We start from the raw sequence: 19,587 nt of genomic DNA on the forward strand, positions 1-19,587 counted from the left end.
CTCCTGCGCGAACGTTATTTCAAACCAGACATTGTAAATCCTTCCACGATATACTTTTGAAAGAATGAAAAAATGATAATGATCGGTACGACCATAAAGGCAGCTCCCGCCATCTGTAAGGCAAAGTTATTGGCATATTGCCCTTGCAGCAATGACAACCCGACGGATAAGGTATACAGACTTTCATCATTGGCGATGATCAATGGCCATAGGAAGCTATTCCATGCCCCGATGAACGTCAGGATACCCTGTACTGCAAAGATAGGCTTGGCAATCGGGATGATCAGTTTAAAGAATATATAAAACTCTCCTGCTCCATCCAGTCTTGCAGCTTCAATCAGGTCTGTAGGGATCGTCGTCATAAATTGCCTGAACAAAAAGATGCTGAATGCTGCAGCAAGTCCTGGAAGGATGATTCCAGCCATCGTGTTGGTCAGACCCATTTCATTTAAAATCAAGTAAACAGGAATCATCGTCACTTGTGCCGGGATCATCATCGTAGCCAAAACAATATAAAAGATTTTTTCTCTTCCTTTAAAATCGAATTTAGCAAAGCCGTATCCTGCCATGGCATTCAGCAGCAAGCCTACAAAAGAGAAAAAGACAATGACCAATGTGTTGCGAAGATACACGCCAAAGTTCATATCCCTAAACAAATTTAAATAATTTTCGAGGGTGGGGTGTTCCGGCATCAGCGTCGGCGGAACTTGCAGCACTTCGCTTTCAGGCTTGAAAGAGCTTGAAATCATCCAAATGAACGGGATGGAAACGGCAACTCCTCCCAGAATCAATAACAAAGTGACAATCGTTTTTTCAATACTGCGATTTTTGGTGTTAGAAGCCATATTATTCACTCCATTGCTTGTAATCTAGAATTCCGTGTCAGACTTTCTGAATTTAAATTGAATCAATGTGGCAGCAATGATAATGATGAAAAGAATGAATGAACCTGCTGCTGCATAGCCGAACTTACTATATTGAAAGCCTTTTTGATAGATGAATAATGCCATTGAAATCGTCCCATCCAACGGACCTCCATCTGTCATGACAAACGGCTCTTCGAAAAATTGCAGCCAGCCGATCAAGGTTGTGATGGTGACGAAAAATGTGGCATAGCGGAGCAATGGAATCGTAATATTGAATAAGATTTGCAATCTATTCGCTCCATCCATCTCAGCCGCCTCATAATAAGACTTCGGAATGCCCTGCAGCGCGGCAAGGAAAATGATCATGTTGATCCCGATCCCCTTCCAGACAGCCAGTAATATCAAGGATAACTTGGCAACGGTCGGATCTTGCAGCCAAGGGACTTCGTGCAAATGCAGCAAGGACAGGATGTAATTGAATAGTCCGTATTCCGGATTGTACAAATAGCCCCAGATAACCGCTACGGCAATGATATTGGTAATGGAGGGCATGTAATAAACCCCGCGGAATACTTTGAAGACCATCGACTGTCCGTAATTCAACATCAACGCGATCCCGAGTGAACAAACAATGACGAGCGGAACTCCAATCACGACATAAAACAATGTATTAAGGATGGATTTATGAAATAAATCATCCGATATCAAGTCGCTGTAGTTTTGCATTCCGATAAAATGAATGTTGGACCAGTCCGCGAGACCCTTTAAATCAAGATCGGTAAAACTGATGATAAACGCCACGATGATCGGAATGATGCTGAACACAGCCAAGATCAAAACCGCCGGCGCAATGAACATGTATGGATGCCTGTTCTTGTAAACATTCCCCATTTGAAACCCACCTATCTTTCCAGCCTCCAACTAAGAATGGAATTGTGTGAAAAAATGGAGTACGGACATTCACCCACCTCTCATTTTTCATGAGAGGTCGTAATCATTTACACCCGTAGCTCCATATTTTCACACCGTTATTTAGTTGTGACATTATGATCTTAAATCTTCAAAATTATTTTTTCAGAGCATCATTTGCTTTTTTCTCAAAATCCTTCATTTCTTTGTCTAAATCTGCACCGCCGACATTGACTTTTTCCAGTGCGTCGATCAAATCTTGTGCAACTGCTTCCCACTCTTTAATTTGAGGAGAAGTCTTTGTGTTTTTCAACTGTTCTCCGAAAGTGGCAAACATCGGATCATCCTTCAGAGCAGGATCGTTCCAAGCTTCTTTCCTAGATGGAAGTGCATCGGAAATCTTAAGCCAATCCAATTGTGTATCGACTTTTGAAACGTAATTGATGAATTTCAATGCTTGGTCTACATGCTTTGAACTATTGAATACGGAGAAATTCGCCCCGCCGATGCTGGAAGTATTCGTTTCCTTCTTAGGAAGCACCGCTACTGACCACTTTCCTTTTAAATCAGGCGCCTGATCATTCAGGATCTTGATCATCCAAGGTCCGCTGATGAACATCGGTTTTTGCCCATCCTTGAATGCTTGTACAATATCCACGCCGTCAGTCGTCGAGCTTAGCCCTTCTTTAAAAAAGCTGCTGTAATATTTCATTGCTTCTTTGAATTTAGGATCATCAAAGTTGCCTTTTCCATTCTCCATCTTGAAATCATAGCCATTTTGCCATGCAAAGATGAATGGGGTGATTTGATCTTTTCTGTCAATATCAATTCCAAGATTTTTGCCGCCGCGTGCAGCAAGCTTCGTAGCAGCATCCTTCAACTCGTCCCAAGTTGCCGGAGCTTGATCATAACCTGCATCTTTAAGTAAATCCTTGCGATAGAACAATACACGCGTTTCTACATACCAAGGTATACTGATGATCTTCCCGTCAGATTTCATCGTTTGCACGGCACCATCGAAGTAATTGTCAGGTTTGAAGTTCGGATATTTATCCAAATAAGGCGTCAAGTCCTTTAATGCACCAGCATCTGCGAATTCCGGAACCCAAGTCGTCCCTAGCTGCAGGACATCCGGGCCTTTTTGAGACGCTACGGCTGTCAACAGTTTGTCGTGAGCGGAAGCCCATGGAATAGCTTGTACTTTTACATGGATATCGGGATTTTCTTTTTCAAATTTCTTTGCCAGTTGATTCAGTTTTTTTCCTTCTTCACCCATCGCCCATACGGTTAAGGTATTTTTATCGTCGGATCCGCCTGAACATCCTCCAAGGACGGAAGCCAAAGCCATGATGCATACAAACAAAAGCGCTAAGGATTTTTTCATTGAAGTCAATCTCCTTTTCATTATTATTTTGCTGATTTCTAAGTAATAGATGATATAAATGAAATATTGGTCTTCAATCGAAGAAGAGTATGATGCATTTGAAACATTCTTTGATATTGGTAAAGTCCTTACTTATCATAAATCGTTTCCAGCAATCCGTATATACACTTTCGAACTAACTGGATAGAACTTGTTTGAGAGATTCATAACATTGAATGTTCAGATCACCCCTTAAAAATAGAATCTTTTGATTTTTCAATTGAAACGTTTCGATGTTTTGATTATAATAAAACATGAATCCGCTTTCAACAACTTTGTGAAATTTCTTTATTTTTGTCGTATGGTATTCTTTCATATTTTTAGTTTCATAGGTATTTATTAGTGTTTCCAATGTTTCTTCTCCTTGTTACATAGAAATGAATATTGGAGAATTCTATTCACTCTGAATCGAAACGTTTCAATTTTTTACGATCAATCAATTGTTTAGGAGGAAAACAATGAACGAGCAATTCCTGCAATCTTTACTGAAAAAAATGACGCTGGATGAAAAAATCGCCCAGCTTCTGCAACTGGCAACCCCTTTCTTCAAAGGCTCAAATCATGAAGGACAAATCACGGGCCCAATGGAACAAATGGGAATAAGAGAGGAAGATATCCAAAATTCAGGATCAGTGCTCGGTGCCTCAGGAGCAGAGGAAATCATCAATATCCAAAAGGCACACTTAAATGAAAACAGACTTGGAATCCCCCTATTGTTCATGTCAGATATTGTGCATGGATTCAAAACCATCTTTCCGGTTCCGTTGGCAATCGGCTGCTCATGGGATTTAGGCATGGCAGAAAAAAGTGCAGAAATTGCTGCCAAGGAAGCGGCTGTATCCGGTGTCCATGTCACATTCGCCCCGATGGTTGACCTTGTCCGTGATCCTCGCTGGGGACGGGTGATGGAGTCGACTGGTGAAGATCCTTATTTAAATAGTGAATATGCCAAAGCCTTTGTCCGAGGGTTCCAAGGTTCGGATTTAACTAACGACCTTGACCGTGTCGCAGCCTGTGTCAAACATTTCGCTGCATATGGTGCTCCTGAAGGCGGACGTGATTACAATACAGTCGATATTTCAGAAAGAACCTTGCGTGAATCTTATCTTCCTGCGTACAAAGCGGCATTGGATGAAGGCTGTGAAATGGTGATGACTGCCTTCAATGTCGTGGACGGGATCCCTGCCACGGGGAATAAAAGATTAATGAGGGATTTGCTCAGAGATGAATGGAACTTCGATGGCGTTTTGATTTCAGATTGGGGTGCAGTGAAGGAAATGATCCCTCATGGAGTCGCCGAGGATGAAAAGGAAGCTGCATTAAAGGCCATCAATGCCGGTGTCGATATCGAAATGATGACTGCTTGCTATGTCAATCATCTAAAAGAGCTGGTAGAGGAAAATACGATTGACGAAAGCATCATTGATGAAGGAGTCATGCGCATTCTCGAATTGAAGCAAAAGCTCGGCCTCTTTGAGAATCCCTTCCGCGGGGCAGATGAAAAGCGTGAAAAGGAACTTGTCTTCAGTGAGCTGCATCGGAAAGCTGCACGGGAACTCGCCGTTAATTCCAGCGTGCTATTGAAAAATGATGGCATGCTCCCGTTAAGCAAGGAACAATCAGTAGCACTGATCGGGCCGTTTGCAGAAAATGGTGATGTTTTAGGACCTTGGTCTTGGCTCGGTTCAAGGGAAGATGCCGCAACACTCTCATCCGGAATCAGCGAGAAGCTGCTCGGGGCAAAACTTATCGTAGAAAAAGGCTGCGGAATCGAAGCGGGAACTACAGAACTAATAAATGGCGCTGTAAAAGCGGCAGAGTCTGCGGATGTTATCGTATTGGCCCTAGGGGAAGCTTCTGAAATGAGCGGAGAAGCCGGCTGCCGCTCCAATATTCAATTACCCGATATCCAGCTCGAATTGATCGCCAAACTGAAAGAGCTCAATAAACCGATGGCAGCAGTTTTGTTCAACGGCCGGCCACTTGATCTACATGGAGTGATCGATGAAGCGAATGCTGTATTGGAAGCATGGTATCCAGGGTCTGAAGGCGGCCATGCAGTGGCAGACATATTATTTGGCGACGAAAACCCTTCAGGGAAATTAACCATGTCATTCCCATATTCAGTCGGCCAGGTGCCTGTGTACTACAATGCATTCAATACCGGGAGGCCGCAGGGTGCCCCTGATGCCCAGGAGCGATATGTATCCCAATATTTAGATATTCCGAATGAACCACTATTCCCATTCGGATATGGCCTGAGCTACACAACATTCAGCTACAGCGAAGCCGCTTTATCGACTGATACGCTGCATCCAGATGCTTCCGTCACGCTCACTGTCAATGTTCAAAACACCGGAGAGCTTGCTGGTGAAGAAGTAGTGCAGCTTTATATCCGCGACCTTTCAGGTGAAGTGGTCCGCCCGCTTAAAGAATTGAAAGCTTTCAAGAAAATCCTCCTCCAACCTGGGGAGAGCGCAGAAGTTAAATTCACCATCAATGAGGAAATGCTCAAATACTATCACTCTAATCTTGAATTCAATAGTGACCCGGGGAAATTCATTGCTTCTGTCGGACCGAATAGCAAGGAACTAAAGGAATGTACGTTTGAATTATTAAAATAAAGGGGATGTTTTCATGGAGAATGTAAAAGAACGAAACCAATTTATTCTGGAGTCCGGGAATTTCCGTTTTTCCTTTTTAAATTCCGGAGATTTGAAAGAAGCAAGCCATAATGCCATCATGATCAACCAATTGATTTCGAATACTATAGATGGTTCTTTAAATAACATTTACCTGCGAATCCATAATCCGGCTGGTATTCAATTTTATCCACTGGTTGGAATCCAATCTGACAGCACCTTCAGTGTTTCTGAAACTCAGGCAGTTTGGAAGGGCTCAGTTGAACAAATTGATTATACAGTAACGTTCACCTTGACCGACAGCGGAATTTGGTTTTGGGATGTTGTCCTGGAGGGATCGGACAAGGAAGCCGATATCATATATGCACAGGACTTGGGATTGGCAGACCGCGGGGCTGTCCGTTCCAACGAAGCGTATATGTCGCAATATATGGATCACACAGTTTTTGAAGATGAAAAACGAGGCTATGTCGTCTGCTCCCGCCAGAATCAGCCGATGCAGGGCGGTTTCCCATATATCCAGCAAGGTTCACTCAATAAGACAATCGGCTATTCGACGGATGGATTCCAGTTTTATGGCCTTTCCTATAAGGAAACAAATATCCCTGAAATCCTGACGAAACCGGCTTTGGAAAACAAAGTGTATCAATATGAATTCGCCTTTACTGCCCTGCAATCGGAACGCGTACAATTGTCAGGCAGCAAGCAGCAGTTTGTGTTTTATGGCCTATTCAAGGAAAACCACCCCAATGCAATTGATTCGCTGGAATTCGAAGATGAGGTTTTAGCCGTATGGGAACAAGTAAAGACTTCGGAAACAACCGGATTACAGCAAGTCGAAAAGATCGATGAATCAATATCCAATGTTAAGCCATTAGAAACAAGTTCGATGACCATGGATGAAGTTCAAAAGCTATTTCCAAACCGCCATGAAGAAGAATGGGACGGTGATCAGCTCCTCTCCTTCTTCACGGATACGCATGAGCATATTGTGCTGAAGGAAAAGGAGCTGCTCGTTGAAAGAACACATGGCCACATTCTCATGACAGGTGATAATGACCACGTAAAAGAAGGAGTCCTGACAACCACTGCCTATATGACAGGGATCTTTAATTCTCAACTTGTCGTTGGAAATACATCATTCAACAAAATGCTGACAAATACCCGAAATGCATTGAACGTGCCAAAAACGTCCGGGCAGCGCTTATATGTTGAAGTCGATGGAGAATTGAATCTATTGTCAATGCCATCATTATTCGAAATCGGGTTCAACTATTGCCGTTGGTTTTACAAGCTGAAAAATGATGTTCTTGTCATCACTAATTACACGGTAGTCGACTCACCTGAAATCCATTTGCACGTGAAATCGACTGAAGGTTCATCTTACCGTTTCCTTATGACCAATCAGATCACCATGAACAACAACGAATACGAGGTTCCATTCCATCTAGAACTCAAAGAAGGATCCGCCTCCATCCGCGCTGATCAAAAGTCGGACAGCGCCTCGGTCTATCCTGATCTGACGTATAAATTCGAGGTGACAGGAGCCGGCAGTACATTTAAGCATGGATGCCAGGATGCCTCCCTTCTCCTTTTGGATGTGGAGAACGCAGCGGAATGGACGCTTTCCATCCAGGGATTGCTACATAATGAAGATCTTCCTTTCGTGCAGAGGGACGTTTTATCCGAGATTGAACGCTATCGAGAATTTTTTGAGGGCGTAATGAACGGCTTCAATCTAACTGTAAAAGGACAGCCGATTCAAAAAGTTAATTCATTGGCATGGTGGTACACACATAATATGCTTGTCCATTTTTCCGTTCCACACGGCCTCGAACAATATGGCGGTGCTGCTTGGGGAACAAGGGATGTCTGCCAGGGTCCTACAGAATATTTCATGGCCACCCAGAAATATGGAACAGTCAAGGAAATCATCAAAACGGTCTACTCCCATCAATATGAAGACAAGGGAGATTGGCCGCAGTGGTTCATGTTCGACCGCTACTCCCCGATACAGCAGGATGAAAGTCATGGAGATATCATCGTTTGGCCGCTGAAAGTCATCAGCGACTATCTGGCTGCAACGGGGGATTTCGGAATATTGGAAGAAGCCATTCCATATACGAAGCGCGGAAGCTATCAATTTACTGAAAGTGGAGCTCCACTTCTCGACCATGTTAAGAAGCAGATGGATTATATTCGCTCACATTTCCTTCACGATACCCATTTGTCTTCTTATGGGGATGGAGATTGGGACGATACTCTGCAGCCAGCCAATGCCCAGTTGAAGCAATTTATGGTCAGCAGCTGGACAGTCGCCTTGACCTATCAGGCCATTCATAAGCTTGGCACCCTGCTCAATGGCGTCATGCAGGAAGAATCCAATGAACTGCAGGCACTTGCTGAAGGAATCGAGAAGGATTTCAGGAATTACATGCTGCAGACAGACGTCCTTCCTGGGTTCTTATATTTGGAACAGTCGGAATCACCAGAATTGATGCTTCATCCAAGCGATTCGAAAACAGGCATACATTATCGCCTGCTCCCGATGAACAGAGGGATCATCAGTGAACTATTATCGGCAGAGGAAGCAGAACATCACTATCAAATCATCAAGGACAAACTATTCTGTCCGGACGGAGTCAGATTGATGAATCGCCCGGCCAACTATGCAGGCGGTGTAAGCAAACACTTTAAACGCGCGGAGCAAGCCGCAAACTTCGGCAGGGAAATCGGGCTTCAATACGTCCATGCTCATATCCGATACGTGGAAGCAATGGCTAAGCTCGGGAAGCACGAAGAAGTTTGGAACGGATTGGAGATCATCAATCCGGTCGGCCTGAAAAATGTCGTGCGGAATGCAGAACGACGCCAAAGCAATACTTATTTCAGCAGTTCAGACGGAAAATTCAATACAAGATATGAAGCCCAGGAAAACTTTGATCAGCTGCGGGATGGCACCGTGCCTGTCAAAGGCGGCTGGAGGATCTATTCCAGCGGACCGGGAATTTATATGAATCAATTGATCTCCAACTGTTTGGGCATACGCCGCGAAGCTGGGAATCTAGTGATTGATCCCGTACTTCCGAAGGAACTGGATGGCATGACTTTTGACTTCCAATACAACGGAAAACCTGTCACATATATCTTCCATTTGAATCAGGCTGAAGCCCGCGTGGATATCAATGGCCAAACGGTCAAAATCGAAACGGTATCCAACCGCTACCGCTCAGGCGGCATGATGATTCATAAAGAAACGTTGGATCAAGCTTTGAAGAATGAGTCCAATATCATTGAAATCTATGTAAAATAGTTATTATAAAAGGGATCCTGCTTTAATGAGAGCAGGATCCTTTTTCGTCTCTATGGATGAGGAGTGGAATTCGGATTGGCGACAGGCGGCGAAAAATGTCGACTTGCCTCGAATAATCGATATATCTGGAAATTCGCAGATATATTTGTATTTTCGTAGATAAAATGGAATTTTCGCAGATAAAAGGTCCAATTTAGTAGATAAATCTTGTGTGGTGACAGGTCTTCACTAAAGATCCATTAATTTTTGAGGCTTTAAGACATCCTATTGGCTGCTTCAACCGATTTTTGGTCCCATAGGGCGCTTTGAGACCTGATTTTTGCTTTATTTAGCTGATTTTTGCCTCATAAAAAGATCCTTGCTCAAGTATGGTCCAATTAAAGGCTAAAAGCTGCCAAACTCAAACATAAAACCCAGAAGTCGTCCAGCAGCTTCCGGGTTTCACATTTACTTAAATTCGATGACAAGCTTGTCATCGATTTTCGCATGTTTCTTTGATTTAATCGTAAATTGATTGCCGGAATTATTAACTGTATAATCCGCGCCAGCTTTCACTGTCCGATCACTTTCTATCAAAATCCGATCCACTGGCTGCGTCAGGCGGAATTCGATCAAATCCTCATCGTTCTTTGTGATTTCCGCAGTTGAAGCAATCACTTTTCCGGCTTTTAAAGCAAGGTTTATCGGCAGCATGACACCATCCCTGCTTTGAAGCATGATCGGCTCACCGTCAAAAAGCGGTTGTCCATTTTCAAAAATGCGAAATGTTTTATCGAATCCATCAAGATTCAATAGATGTATGAACCTTTCTCCCTCTTCATTCGCAGTGGTGGTCAAGAATACACCATGCTCCTCGCAGTCGTGGGAATACCGGGCACTCGCTCCCAGCCTTTCGATGATTTCTTTGATGAACGAAATATCACACGAATAGGAGGTTGCCATGATGACCGCCCTTCCTTTGCCGACAGGAATATCAGCAGCGCAGATTTCATCTGTCTTGTAAACTTTCAAAAGTGGTGCTGCTTTTTCGCCTGCTGTGAAGACTTGGGCGAAATAAGTCCGAACTTCCGGTCGCGGCGCAGCCCAGTTTTCTGCATACAGCGATAGATAGTTATGATCGAAATCTCTGTGGACCCCGGTCACTCTTACCCCAAGGGCATCTGCCAAAATGGTGCAATCATTGCCTTCCATATCATATTGAGGAATTTCTCCATATAATAGCAGGCCGCCTCCGTCCTCCAAATAAAGGGTTAACTTCTCTTGGATTTCTGAAGACATGTAGCGGGCTGAAGGAAGAACCAGCACTGGGGTTGTTTCAACCGATAATGGGTTGTTTTGGATGTCGGTTGAACCAAAGCGATAGCCTCCAAGGAGCATGGCGCGTCCAACGTTTTCCCAAGCACTTCCGGCACGATTTCCTTCAAGGTTCGATGCGATTTCTTTCATTTGTTCACTTTCAGGGTATTGATATTCCGTCATGAAATAGTCAGGAATGAAAGCGAAAGACACAGGATCGCGTTCTTCATTCATCACGGCGGCTTTTTCTTCGACTGCCATGATGGTCTTTATGGCACGTGCCATGCGCGGAAACGTGTAGTTCAATTTCCCCTCCGGACTGACTGGCGCTGCAAAGCCATGTCGTTCGCCCGTAAATGCGATGCGGTCGTTCCCATCCCCCCGCTTTTCTTCCATCCGATAATTGGTTCCACCGGCAAACAAGTAATAATTCAAGAGGCGGTTTCCTTGGGCAATGGACATCCTCGTTTTCAGATCGGCTGCCGATGGATCGTATCTCCCTCCGTAGTTGTCGCCAAAATTCCCATCGCCGCAATTGAATTCAACGGAAGTGAGCGGCTGATCCGGTGTATGCACCGCATCCATCATCGCATTGATGATATATAAATCCTGGAATGTCCCCATCGTCAAATCCCCGAAATAAATATCCGAGCCCGATAAATAACCCGGGCCTTGTGTATAGGATTCATATAATTGGCTGATTCCGATCGGGAAGGTCAGTCCGCGCAGGTTGCTCGTCCCATGGATATTCACGACGAAAGGAATATCCTTTACACCATATTCCTCCGCATAACCCCTGAGCTCGGCTACATATTTAGCGAACCTGTGCCTCATATAATATCCGAGGTCTTTCATCAATGCAGGCGCAAATTCCTCTTTTGGCGAACGGACGCTTTCATTTCTTTTCTCGATTTCCTTTAGATTGATTGGATACCTGGCAGCCACTTCATCCCGGCCGTATCGTTCATCAAGCCAAACGAAAAAATCATCCAGTACAAAATCGGTTAGATCCGGGCAGTTGCTCGCCCACGAAAGCATGCCGATTTCATTATCGAGCTGCAAACCGATAATGCTGCCCCCATTTGTCTGCAATCGAGGTGAGACAACCTCCATGACAGATTTGTACCATCTCTTGCACTCCTGCAGGAATCCAGGATGCATATAATCCACTGTCTTCGTCGTTGCCTGCTGTCCATTCCAGCAAACCGGAATGATTTCAGGGTATTTCTCATAAATCCAATATGGCAGCCCTTCATTCTTCATTTCCGCCATGACAAATGGTCCTGGTCGAACAAAAAAGTAAAGGCCGTTTTCTGTGCATAAATCTATGTATGCCGCTAAATCCAATTCCGGCCTTGTCTTCCCGGATAAATCAATCTGCCCTTCAACGGGTTCATGAATGAGCCAGGGCACATAACTGGCGACTGCATTGCAGCCTGCCAACTTCAATTTATCGATGCGGTCCTGCCACTCGCTCCTTTTTAGCCGGTAATAGTGGATTTCCCCACACATGATGATCTGCGGCTTTCCATCAATGATAATTTGTTTCTCCTTGATCTCAATCATTTGCTTCCCCGCTTTCAGATAAATTCTTTTTGTAAGACTAAGTTGATTTCTGCGGAAGGATGCTCGCTTTAAGAGGGGCTGGTGCAATCCCTCCGGAGCCTCGCACCTTCCGCGCGAGCATCATGATTCTTTCTTTTTGTACCCCAATCGTTCGATTCCCCGCTGGACATACTTATTTTTCATATACAAGTCCCAAATCAATCCGGAGTGATAATTTTCGATCATCAAAAGCGTGATGCCTTTGTCAATCCCGATGACATGGTCTGCATACCAGGCTGGAGAAACATCCAGGTTGTACGCATCCTGGAAACCATACTCTCCCCAGAGCTGGGGATGGTGTTCATAGTAATACTCCATGGCACTGATCGATTCTTCCGGGGTGAATACAATCGATCCAGCTGCCCCAGCAGGTGCTACCGTTCCATCATTGTTCTTTCTTACATTCGGGTGGAAAGGAGGGGCTCCCGGGCCGGCATAGCCTTTCGGACTTGCACAGGCAGTCAACCCCCAGGAATGTTCATGGTATGTCTTGAAACCCTCTGGATTATCGATGCAATACTGGCGGTTTGCCAATGAAGCTTGAACGGAATTCTCAAACCAATCGATTTGATCGGGATCCAGGTAGTCCTGAAATCTAAACCATGCATGGGCGTATTGGTGGGTGAACAAGCTTCCGCCTGGCGAGTTGTAAAACTCATGATCCCCATAGCGCCCCAGCCTGCGCTCGAATCCATCATAGATCTTCACCGGAACTGGATGTGTTGGTGAAGCAACACCGAGGAAATACTGCATCATCTGTTCTGCATACATATCCCAATGGTGAAATCCGCCCGTACCCGTGTTGTAGCCCATGTAATATTGGTTTTTGTCTTCATCATAGTACATCGGCCATTCAACCCGCTGGTAAATCTCTTCAAACAGCTGTTCAATTTCTCCCCCGAAATATTCCGCCGATGTAATCGCGCCATTCAAAAAGAGGGATGTATCAATGATCGAGGCACAGTCATAAAACTGTTCATTCTTTTCGGCCGTCTCCATATTGAGAAAATGATAGAAGAATCCTCCTTCGTGCTCCACGTGATGAAGGAATGTTTTGAGGGTTCCTTTCGTCCGCTCATGTCCCTCTTCACGGGTGATCCATCCCTTTTCGATTCCGATGATGATAGCCGAAAGTCCAAAGCCGACAGAAGCGATGCTTGCCACTTTTTTATTGGCCGATTGATCCAGTATCAATCCATACCCGCGGCTGTCCTCATTCGCATTGGCTTCATTCCAAAAAAAATCAAAACATTTCCTTGCTTCCAAATCAACGATCGATGTTGATGACACAGCTTTCACTCCTTTTTTATTCTCCTGTGATCCCAGATCGATCCACGCCTTCGACGAACCATCTCTGGGTGATGAAATAGACGATCAACAGAGGCAGGATGGATAATAGGGTGCCTGCCATCTTGATTCCTTCATTTAATTGGTTCTCACCAAGCCCCATTCCTGCAGGGAACATCTTTTGGTAAGTGGCAACGAATTTCTGCAGCTGCAGCGGCAACGTCGTCAACGCATCGCCGAAATAAATGGCGGCTAAATACGTCTCATTCCAGTACCAAACAAACGAAAACAGAAATGAAATGATGAATGCCGGAACGGCCATCGGAAGGGCGATTGTAAAGAAAATGCGGAAATGTCCGGCCCCGTCGATCTGCGCCGCTTCTTCCAAAGCTTTCGGTACTTGTCTAAAAAACTGAAAGAATATCAAGATGAAAATCGCACTGTTGATGCCTTGGCCAAAGGCGGCAGGGAGCAGAAAAGCTTTCAAGCTCCCTAGGATGTGCAGTTCATTGAAAAAAATATACCTTGGGATCAATGTCACCTGCGGCGGGATCACGAATGTAGCCAAAACAAGTGCGAATAGAATTTTCTTTCCTTTAAACTCAAATCTGGCGAATCCATAGCCGACAACTGCTGCAACCGCCGTCTGCACAACCGATGGCAATACAGTCACATACAGTGTTTCAAATAATGTCGGGAAAAAACTCAAAACTTGGTCGGCTTTTGAATAGTTCCCCCAATAAAGTTTGGTCGGAATCCAATTGACGAGGGGATTCAATAAGTCGTCAAGCGTCTTCAAGCTGTAGACGCCCATATAAATCATCGGAAATAAATAAACAAAACCGATTCCGATCAGCAAGCCATAAATCAGGATTTTAATCAGGAGGCCGTCCGTCCCCTGCATCCCGATGAAGAACCTCTTTGCCCTTAAATAATATCGATTCAGTTCAAAATTTTTGATTCGCTCCATGCTGCGCCCCTCCTCATGAATAACTCTTCTTTCGCTTGATGGTCATGAATCCGACAGAAATCCCCAAAGCCGCTGCAATGATGATGAAATATATCCATGACAGTGATGATGCATATCCAAAGCCTGTGTTCACCTTGAACATATTTTTCTGGATATGTTCGATCACCGGATTCAATGAGAAGATTGAATAGGTCACAATCGTGTATATGGTGTTGATGATGATCATTGGTGCGAGCCCCGGGAGTGTCAGTTTCCAGAAGATTTCCCAATTTGATGCGCCGTCAATTTTGGCTGCTTCATAGATTTGCTTATCGCTCTTTTGAAGAGCAGCAAGAAAAATCAAGATTTGCACACCGGAAAACCATAGAATGACGATCAAATTTTTAATCAAATACAATAGGATGCCATTGATGAACCCATCCGGATTTTCATTCAAATATTGATAGATGGCATATTGATCAATGGAAGGGATCGTTGTCACCCCTTGGTCCATCAACTCTTTGATGACCGGTCCGCTTGCAATGATGACCGGCAAAAAGAAAATCGTCCGGAAAAGGCCGCGGAACTTCACCTTTTGATTGAGCAGAAGGGCAATGATCAAGGAAAAGACGATGATGATCGGGACTGAAATGATCAATTCCTGCAAATATTGAGTCACTTTGTCCACAAAGACAGAATCGCTTAGAAATGCATATTTATAGTTTTCCAGCTTGATAAATTTCGTCTGGATCCCGCTTGTCGTTATTTTCACTTTTTGAAAGCTTAAATAAAACGAATATAATAGCGGGAAAGCGGTAAAAAGGAGAAAGCCAATCACCCAGGGAGAGACAAATAGAAAGCCTACTGTGCTATTTTTCAAATTCACTTTCTTCTTCACTTTGCTCCCCCCTTGATGACTGCAAATCCTTTTGGTTGTACTTCCGTTCCTTCAGTCTGATAAACTGCATCCGTATAGTTGACGATGATGGACACGCCATTTGAATAATCGACTTTGACAATCCCTTGCTTCGGAATCGACCTGCCGACAATCGTTTCACCCTCAACCTTTCCGAGAGTATCTTTAATCATTTTATATTCCTTCACGACTTCACTTTTCCAAGTACTGAATTCAGACGTATAGATATCCTTGGATTCGGTGTCGTGCAAAAGGCGTGATGGCTTGTCCGTCAACAGGAAAGAAGGATATACACCAAATTCAATCAGTCTGAGCACCTGATCTTCCCGGTCTGAGAAATAATTGGAATAAGGTGCGTAAAGCGGGATGATCCCTTTCAAGACGATTTGTACGAATGGAACGGTATCGGTTACGAACACATAGTTGGAAGAATACATCGGAACATCTAAATATTTGTTTGTATCTTTCCAGGCATACATATTCGGTTCATATAATGCCAGATTTCCGATTTTTTTCTGGATATCCCCGAATAATCGATGGTATTCATCAATTGATGCCGCCCTTGTCGAAGACTTCGTTTTGCTGAAGTCCGAAAACAATTTATAGCCGGTGGAATCAATCGCTACATTCTTTATCCCGTAATCGTGGAATTTTCCCACATCTGACTGAAGCATATCCATCGATTTCCACGGTGATAAATAGTAAATGGTTTGATCACCCTCCTGATGGGAAATCGTTTCCGAGCTGATTTTCTTCGCGACATCCTTGCTGCCGGAAAATCCTCCCCCACCTTCATATGCCTCCGTATAGTCACTGGAGAAATAGATTGGAATATGACTTTTGTTTAAGTCCGCTATGGTATTTTGGACATCGCCTTTACTCCCCAAGTCCCCTTCAACAGGAAACTTGGCCGGCAGGGTCCCGGTATATCCCCCTTCGGACCACCCTTTATATAGGACAAACATGTTGTCGACTCCCCGAGACTTTAGTTCATCCGTCATTTGAGGGAGGCGGCTGATTTCCGTCATCGGGATATATTGGTCCCATAACAGGCCTTTTTTGGATTCCCCGCCGAAGAAATCAAGGCGGATGTCAGCATCGTCTTTTCTTTTGACTAGTTGATGATTCTTCAGCAAGTCATTTTGGTATGCTTTGGCCATACCGACATAATCAGCGTCTTTTCCGGATAACAGTTTGTATTTCAGCTTCACATCAAATCGGTTTGCATTTTTTTGATACACCGTGATCCCTTTCCGATCTTTGCTGGTCGGTTGAAAGTATTCATATCGGTAATGAAATTGGGAAGCAATCCAATTGAAATCGGTTGATACCCCGGATGGATAGGCCATGATATCACCGTAGGGCGCCCCGTCTTCGACAACGGCAACAAATCCATTTTGTTTGACGCCATGGACGGCTCCAAATACAGGCATCTTGATCGGCTGCACCGGCACGATGCCTTCCGTTGTTTTAATGTTTTTTTGTATCCCTGCATCGTTTCCGAATATGGAACCGATGAAAGGAGCATCCGCTTTGCTGCTGCTTTTTTCATAACGGATGAGCGCACCGCTTCCATCAGGAATGAACATATAGCCATTTTCGTCATCTTCGTTTACTGCCCCGAAGAACGGGTAGACCCTCATCGAAACAAGCTTGGAACGTTTGTCTTCTTTAATTTTTGAATATGGAATCGAAACGGTGACACCGTCATCTTCAAGCGTGACATCCAATTCGAAATCGAGCTTTGCTTCCTTCATATATACATCTGCTTGAAAACCATCTTTTTTCTTTGTGATTTTCGGACGTGACTTATTTGTCAGGATGCTTTCGGTCCGGACCTTCCCTCTTCTATCCAGAAAATCGAGGGTGATCGCTGATTGTGCCATTTGAGTCCACGTTTTATTCAAACGATACTGATCCGGATGATCCAGACCGGACTGCCATACATAATTTGTTTTCTTGTTCAGCAGTTTGATCGCCAATGATTCAGGCTCGACATACAGGGCAAAGTCATCATTTTCAGCTGCTTTTTCGTAGCCGTTGAATGAAGGCTTCTGTATTTGTGTCTTTACTTCCGCTGTCTCTGTTTCAGGTCTTGTATACTGAGGCGACCCATACTCAAACCCATTGTCTTTCCCTTCCTTTTGGACAGGAGGATCAGTTTTCTTGGATGATTGTTCCGCGATAGCGTGCAATGGCAAAATCAATAAGGCCAGCACCAGCAAAATCTTTTTATACACGCAAAACCGCCTCCTTTATTACGGAATAAACAAAATCATATACTTGATCGACCAATACAAATACAATGAACACGACTAGGATCATGATGACCATCCCAAAGATGGTAAACAAGAAATTCCGTACTGTTTCACTGAATACATAGTTATGGATTTCCATCACCATGATGAACAGGATGACAAGACACCAAGCATAAACGATCCGTATCGAGAAAATGTAAATGAATGCCTCATTCAAGGTCAGAATATTGGTCAGGAAGGTAATCGGCAGGATGAAAACGATATACGGCGCCAATGCATAAATGGTGCCGATATAGATATCCTTCAAGCGCCCTTCCCCATCATTGATCGTACTGACGAGATAGTTGATGATAATGAAAAGGGCCAATGGTATGATCAGCTTGAGTAATTCCCCGAACAAGCTGACATCTTGTTGACCGATGGAAGAGAAGATCAATCCGGTCTGGAACCTGCTGACTAAGTATTCAATGATGAGAACAAGATATAGAATGCTCGCAGAAAGTATGGATGCATATTTCTTTCTTTTCAAATAGTAGAAACTGTCCACCGGTTTCTTGAAGAAGCTGAATAGAAAGAAGAGCTCCTTGATAAGCCGGACTTTTTTAACCTTGTTCCACTTAGCACGGGGGACAGCCAGCACCTTTTTCTTCTTATCCAAATATTTCAACACGTAGTAGATGATGATGAATCCTAAAATAAGAAGCAATACCGTTCCAAGGTTTTTTTGCATCCATTCATGCCTTATTTCCCAATAGGCATCGGAATAGCCTTGAATATCATTGGCAAATTCGAATTCATCCAGCGCCGAAGGATAATCCTGCTGCTTATAGTACGCCTTCCCCATCGCCGTGTGGGCCAAGCCGAAGGAAGAGTTCAGCTGCAAGACTTCCTTCCAATATTTTTGGCTCTTTACATAAAGCCCATCTTTATATAAAGCGATCCCTTCATGGACTTTATTCGTGAAGGAGGTCGTATCGAAGACTTGGATCATTCCCCTCTCTTTATCCGCTATGTAAAGTCTACCGAGGTTATCGACCGCAATGCCTGAAGGCTGTTTGAACAAGCCAAGTCTATTTGAGCCATCGTCTTCCCCGCCAAAAACAAAGAGGAGATTTCCAAAACTGTCAAACTCGTAAATCTTCGCTTTGCTGCTCACAGCGAAAATATTCCCATTCTGATCGACCGTAACGTCTTCCATGGATGATTCATCTGAAATATCATCAGGGAGCATATTTTGGCCGGCCACGTTCAATTTCTTGATCACTTCATTCTTAGTCCCCTGCGTGACGGAATAAATCAACCCTTGTTGGTCGATGGCAATATTCCCCGGAGCCGGCGGGGTCTTCCTGAACATCTTGGCTTTTTGGCCTTCTGTCGTCAGCAGATTTTCCAGTACAGATTTAAACGAAACCTCTGTATTATTCACACCATAGTATCCTAAAAAAGTACCTGTTCCGCTCAGTTGAATGATTCCATTCGTGGATCCTTCACTTATGATATAAATATTTCCCCTTCTGTCCACACCTACTTTTTGCGGTTTAAAGGATGATTTGCTCCCAAATAGAGGCGACTTCGGTTTTCCAATTGTCTTCTCTAATTTTCCATCCGGAGAAAAGCGAAAGATCTTTTCCTTTTCATAATCTGCTACATAGATATCTCCATGTTCATCGACATATACGCCGGTAGGATCCTTTAGGACGCCCTTTCCGACTTCTTCGACCACTTCATTGTCTTCGTTTGCCACAATGATTTTTTTCGTCCCGGAATCTGCAATGTAAATCAAGCCCTTTGAATCTATGAAAATATCTTCCGGATTTGTCATCTCTTCATCCGGCAGCAATTGCCCAAGAGGCTTATAAGCAGTCTGCGTCTTTATCTGGCTGCCATCAGCAGATAAAGTTTCCGTGTCATATGGCACCGATCCTTCGGCGCTCGCCTGCAGTGGAAAGACAACCATAGCGATCATACAAAGTATCCCTAAAATTATTTTCTGCATTTGCCTCCCCCCTCCGTTTTTACTTTTGGCTGAATCTACTATTCTGATGAGCTCTTTTGGTAAAGTTTATTGTTATTAATCAAAGATAGAGTAGGGTGGATTTCCACTGCAGGAAGCTCGCTTTCCG

12 protein-coding genes are annotated in these 19,587 nt (G+C 44.0%); 2 read left to right on the forward strand and 10 right to left on the reverse strand.

All coding sequences use genetic code 11. The features are described 5' to 3' along the window. Positions 1-14: 14 nt before the first annotated feature. From D9X91_RS05755 to D9X91_RS05770, 4 genes are all read right to left on the reverse strand, one after another. Positions 15-845, reverse strand: coding sequence for a carbohydrate ABC transporter permease (locus tag D9X91_RS05755; RefSeq protein WP_121679632.1), 831 nt, complete (start codon positions 843-845; stop codon positions 15-17). Between the two features lie 24 nt (positions 846-869). Beyond that, positions 870-1,757 (reverse strand): carbohydrate ABC transporter permease, encoded by an 888-nt coding sequence (locus tag D9X91_RS05760; protein ID WP_233569709.1) that lies wholly within the window; start codon positions 1,755-1,757, stop codon positions 870-872. A 175-nt stretch (positions 1,758-1,932) separates the two neighbouring features. Further along, a complete protein-coding gene (locus D9X91_RS05765; protein WP_121679633.1) occupies positions 1,933-3,159 on the reverse strand; it encodes a sugar ABC transporter substrate-binding protein in 1,227 nt (408 codons plus the stop codon). 175 nt (positions 3,160-3,334) lie between these two features. Then, positions 3,335-3,550: a hypothetical protein gene (locus D9X91_RS05770; protein ID WP_121679634.1), complete on the reverse strand. Its 216-nt coding sequence runs from the start codon at positions 3,548-3,550 to the stop codon at positions 3,335-3,337. Between the two features lie 106 nt (positions 3,551-3,656). On the opposite strand from D9X91_RS05770, the gene D9X91_RS05775 reads away from it, so the two are divergent. After that, positions 3,657-5,822, forward strand: a complete 2,166-nt coding sequence (locus D9X91_RS05775) for a glycoside hydrolase family 3 N-terminal domain-containing protein (protein ID WP_121679635.1) — start codon at positions 3,657-3,659, stop codon at positions 5,820-5,822. Positions 5,823-5,835: 13 nt separating this feature from the next. Then, complete coding sequence (locus D9X91_RS05780) at positions 5,836-9,153, forward strand: GH36-type glycosyl hydrolase domain-containing protein (RefSeq protein WP_121679636.1); 3,318 nt, start codon at positions 5,836-5,838, stop codon at positions 9,151-9,153. Positions 9,154-9,600: 447 nt separating this feature from the next. On the opposite strand, the gene D9X91_RS05785 is transcribed toward D9X91_RS05780, so the two are convergent. From D9X91_RS05785 to D9X91_RS05810, 6 genes are all read right to left on the reverse strand, one after another. After that, positions 9,601-12,015: a beta-galactosidase gene (locus D9X91_RS05785; protein WP_121679637.1), complete on the reverse strand. Its 2,415-nt coding sequence runs from the start codon at positions 12,013-12,015 to the stop codon at positions 9,601-9,603. A 120-nt stretch (positions 12,016-12,135) separates the two neighbouring features. Beyond that, positions 12,136-13,344: a glucoamylase family protein gene (locus tag D9X91_RS05790; RefSeq protein ID WP_121679638.1), complete on the reverse strand. Its 1,209-nt coding sequence runs from the start codon at positions 13,342-13,344 to the stop codon at positions 12,136-12,138. 16 nt (positions 13,345-13,360) lie between these two features. Next, the gene (locus D9X91_RS05795) at positions 13,361-14,311 is read right to left on the reverse strand and encodes a carbohydrate ABC transporter permease (protein ID WP_199738079.1); all 951 of its coding nucleotides are present in this window, start codon (positions 14,309-14,311) and stop codon (positions 13,361-13,363) included. 13 nt (positions 14,312-14,324) lie between these two features. Next, positions 14,325-15,188, reverse strand: coding sequence for a carbohydrate ABC transporter permease (locus tag D9X91_RS05800; protein WP_121679639.1), 864 nt, complete (start codon positions 15,186-15,188; stop codon positions 14,325-14,327). After that, positions 15,185-17,446 (reverse strand): DUF5696 domain-containing protein, encoded by a 2,262-nt coding sequence (locus D9X91_RS05805; RefSeq protein WP_121679640.1) that lies wholly within the window; start codon positions 17,444-17,446, stop codon positions 15,185-15,187. Before D9X91_RS05805 ends, D9X91_RS05800 begins: the two co-directional genes overlap by 4 nt. Beyond that, the gene (locus D9X91_RS05810; protein WP_121679641.1) at positions 17,439-19,460 is read right to left on the reverse strand and encodes a hypothetical protein; all 2,022 of its coding nucleotides are present in this window, start codon (positions 19,458-19,460) and stop codon (positions 17,439-17,441) included. The genes D9X91_RS05805 and D9X91_RS05810 overlap by 8 nt, the downstream gene beginning before the upstream one ends. Between the last annotated feature and the right edge of the window lie 127 nt (positions 19,461-19,587).

Source organism: Falsibacillus albus, assembly GCF_003668575.1.
Classification (GTDB): domain Bacteria; phylum Bacillota; class Bacilli; order Bacillales; family DSM-25281; genus Falsibacillus; species Falsibacillus albus.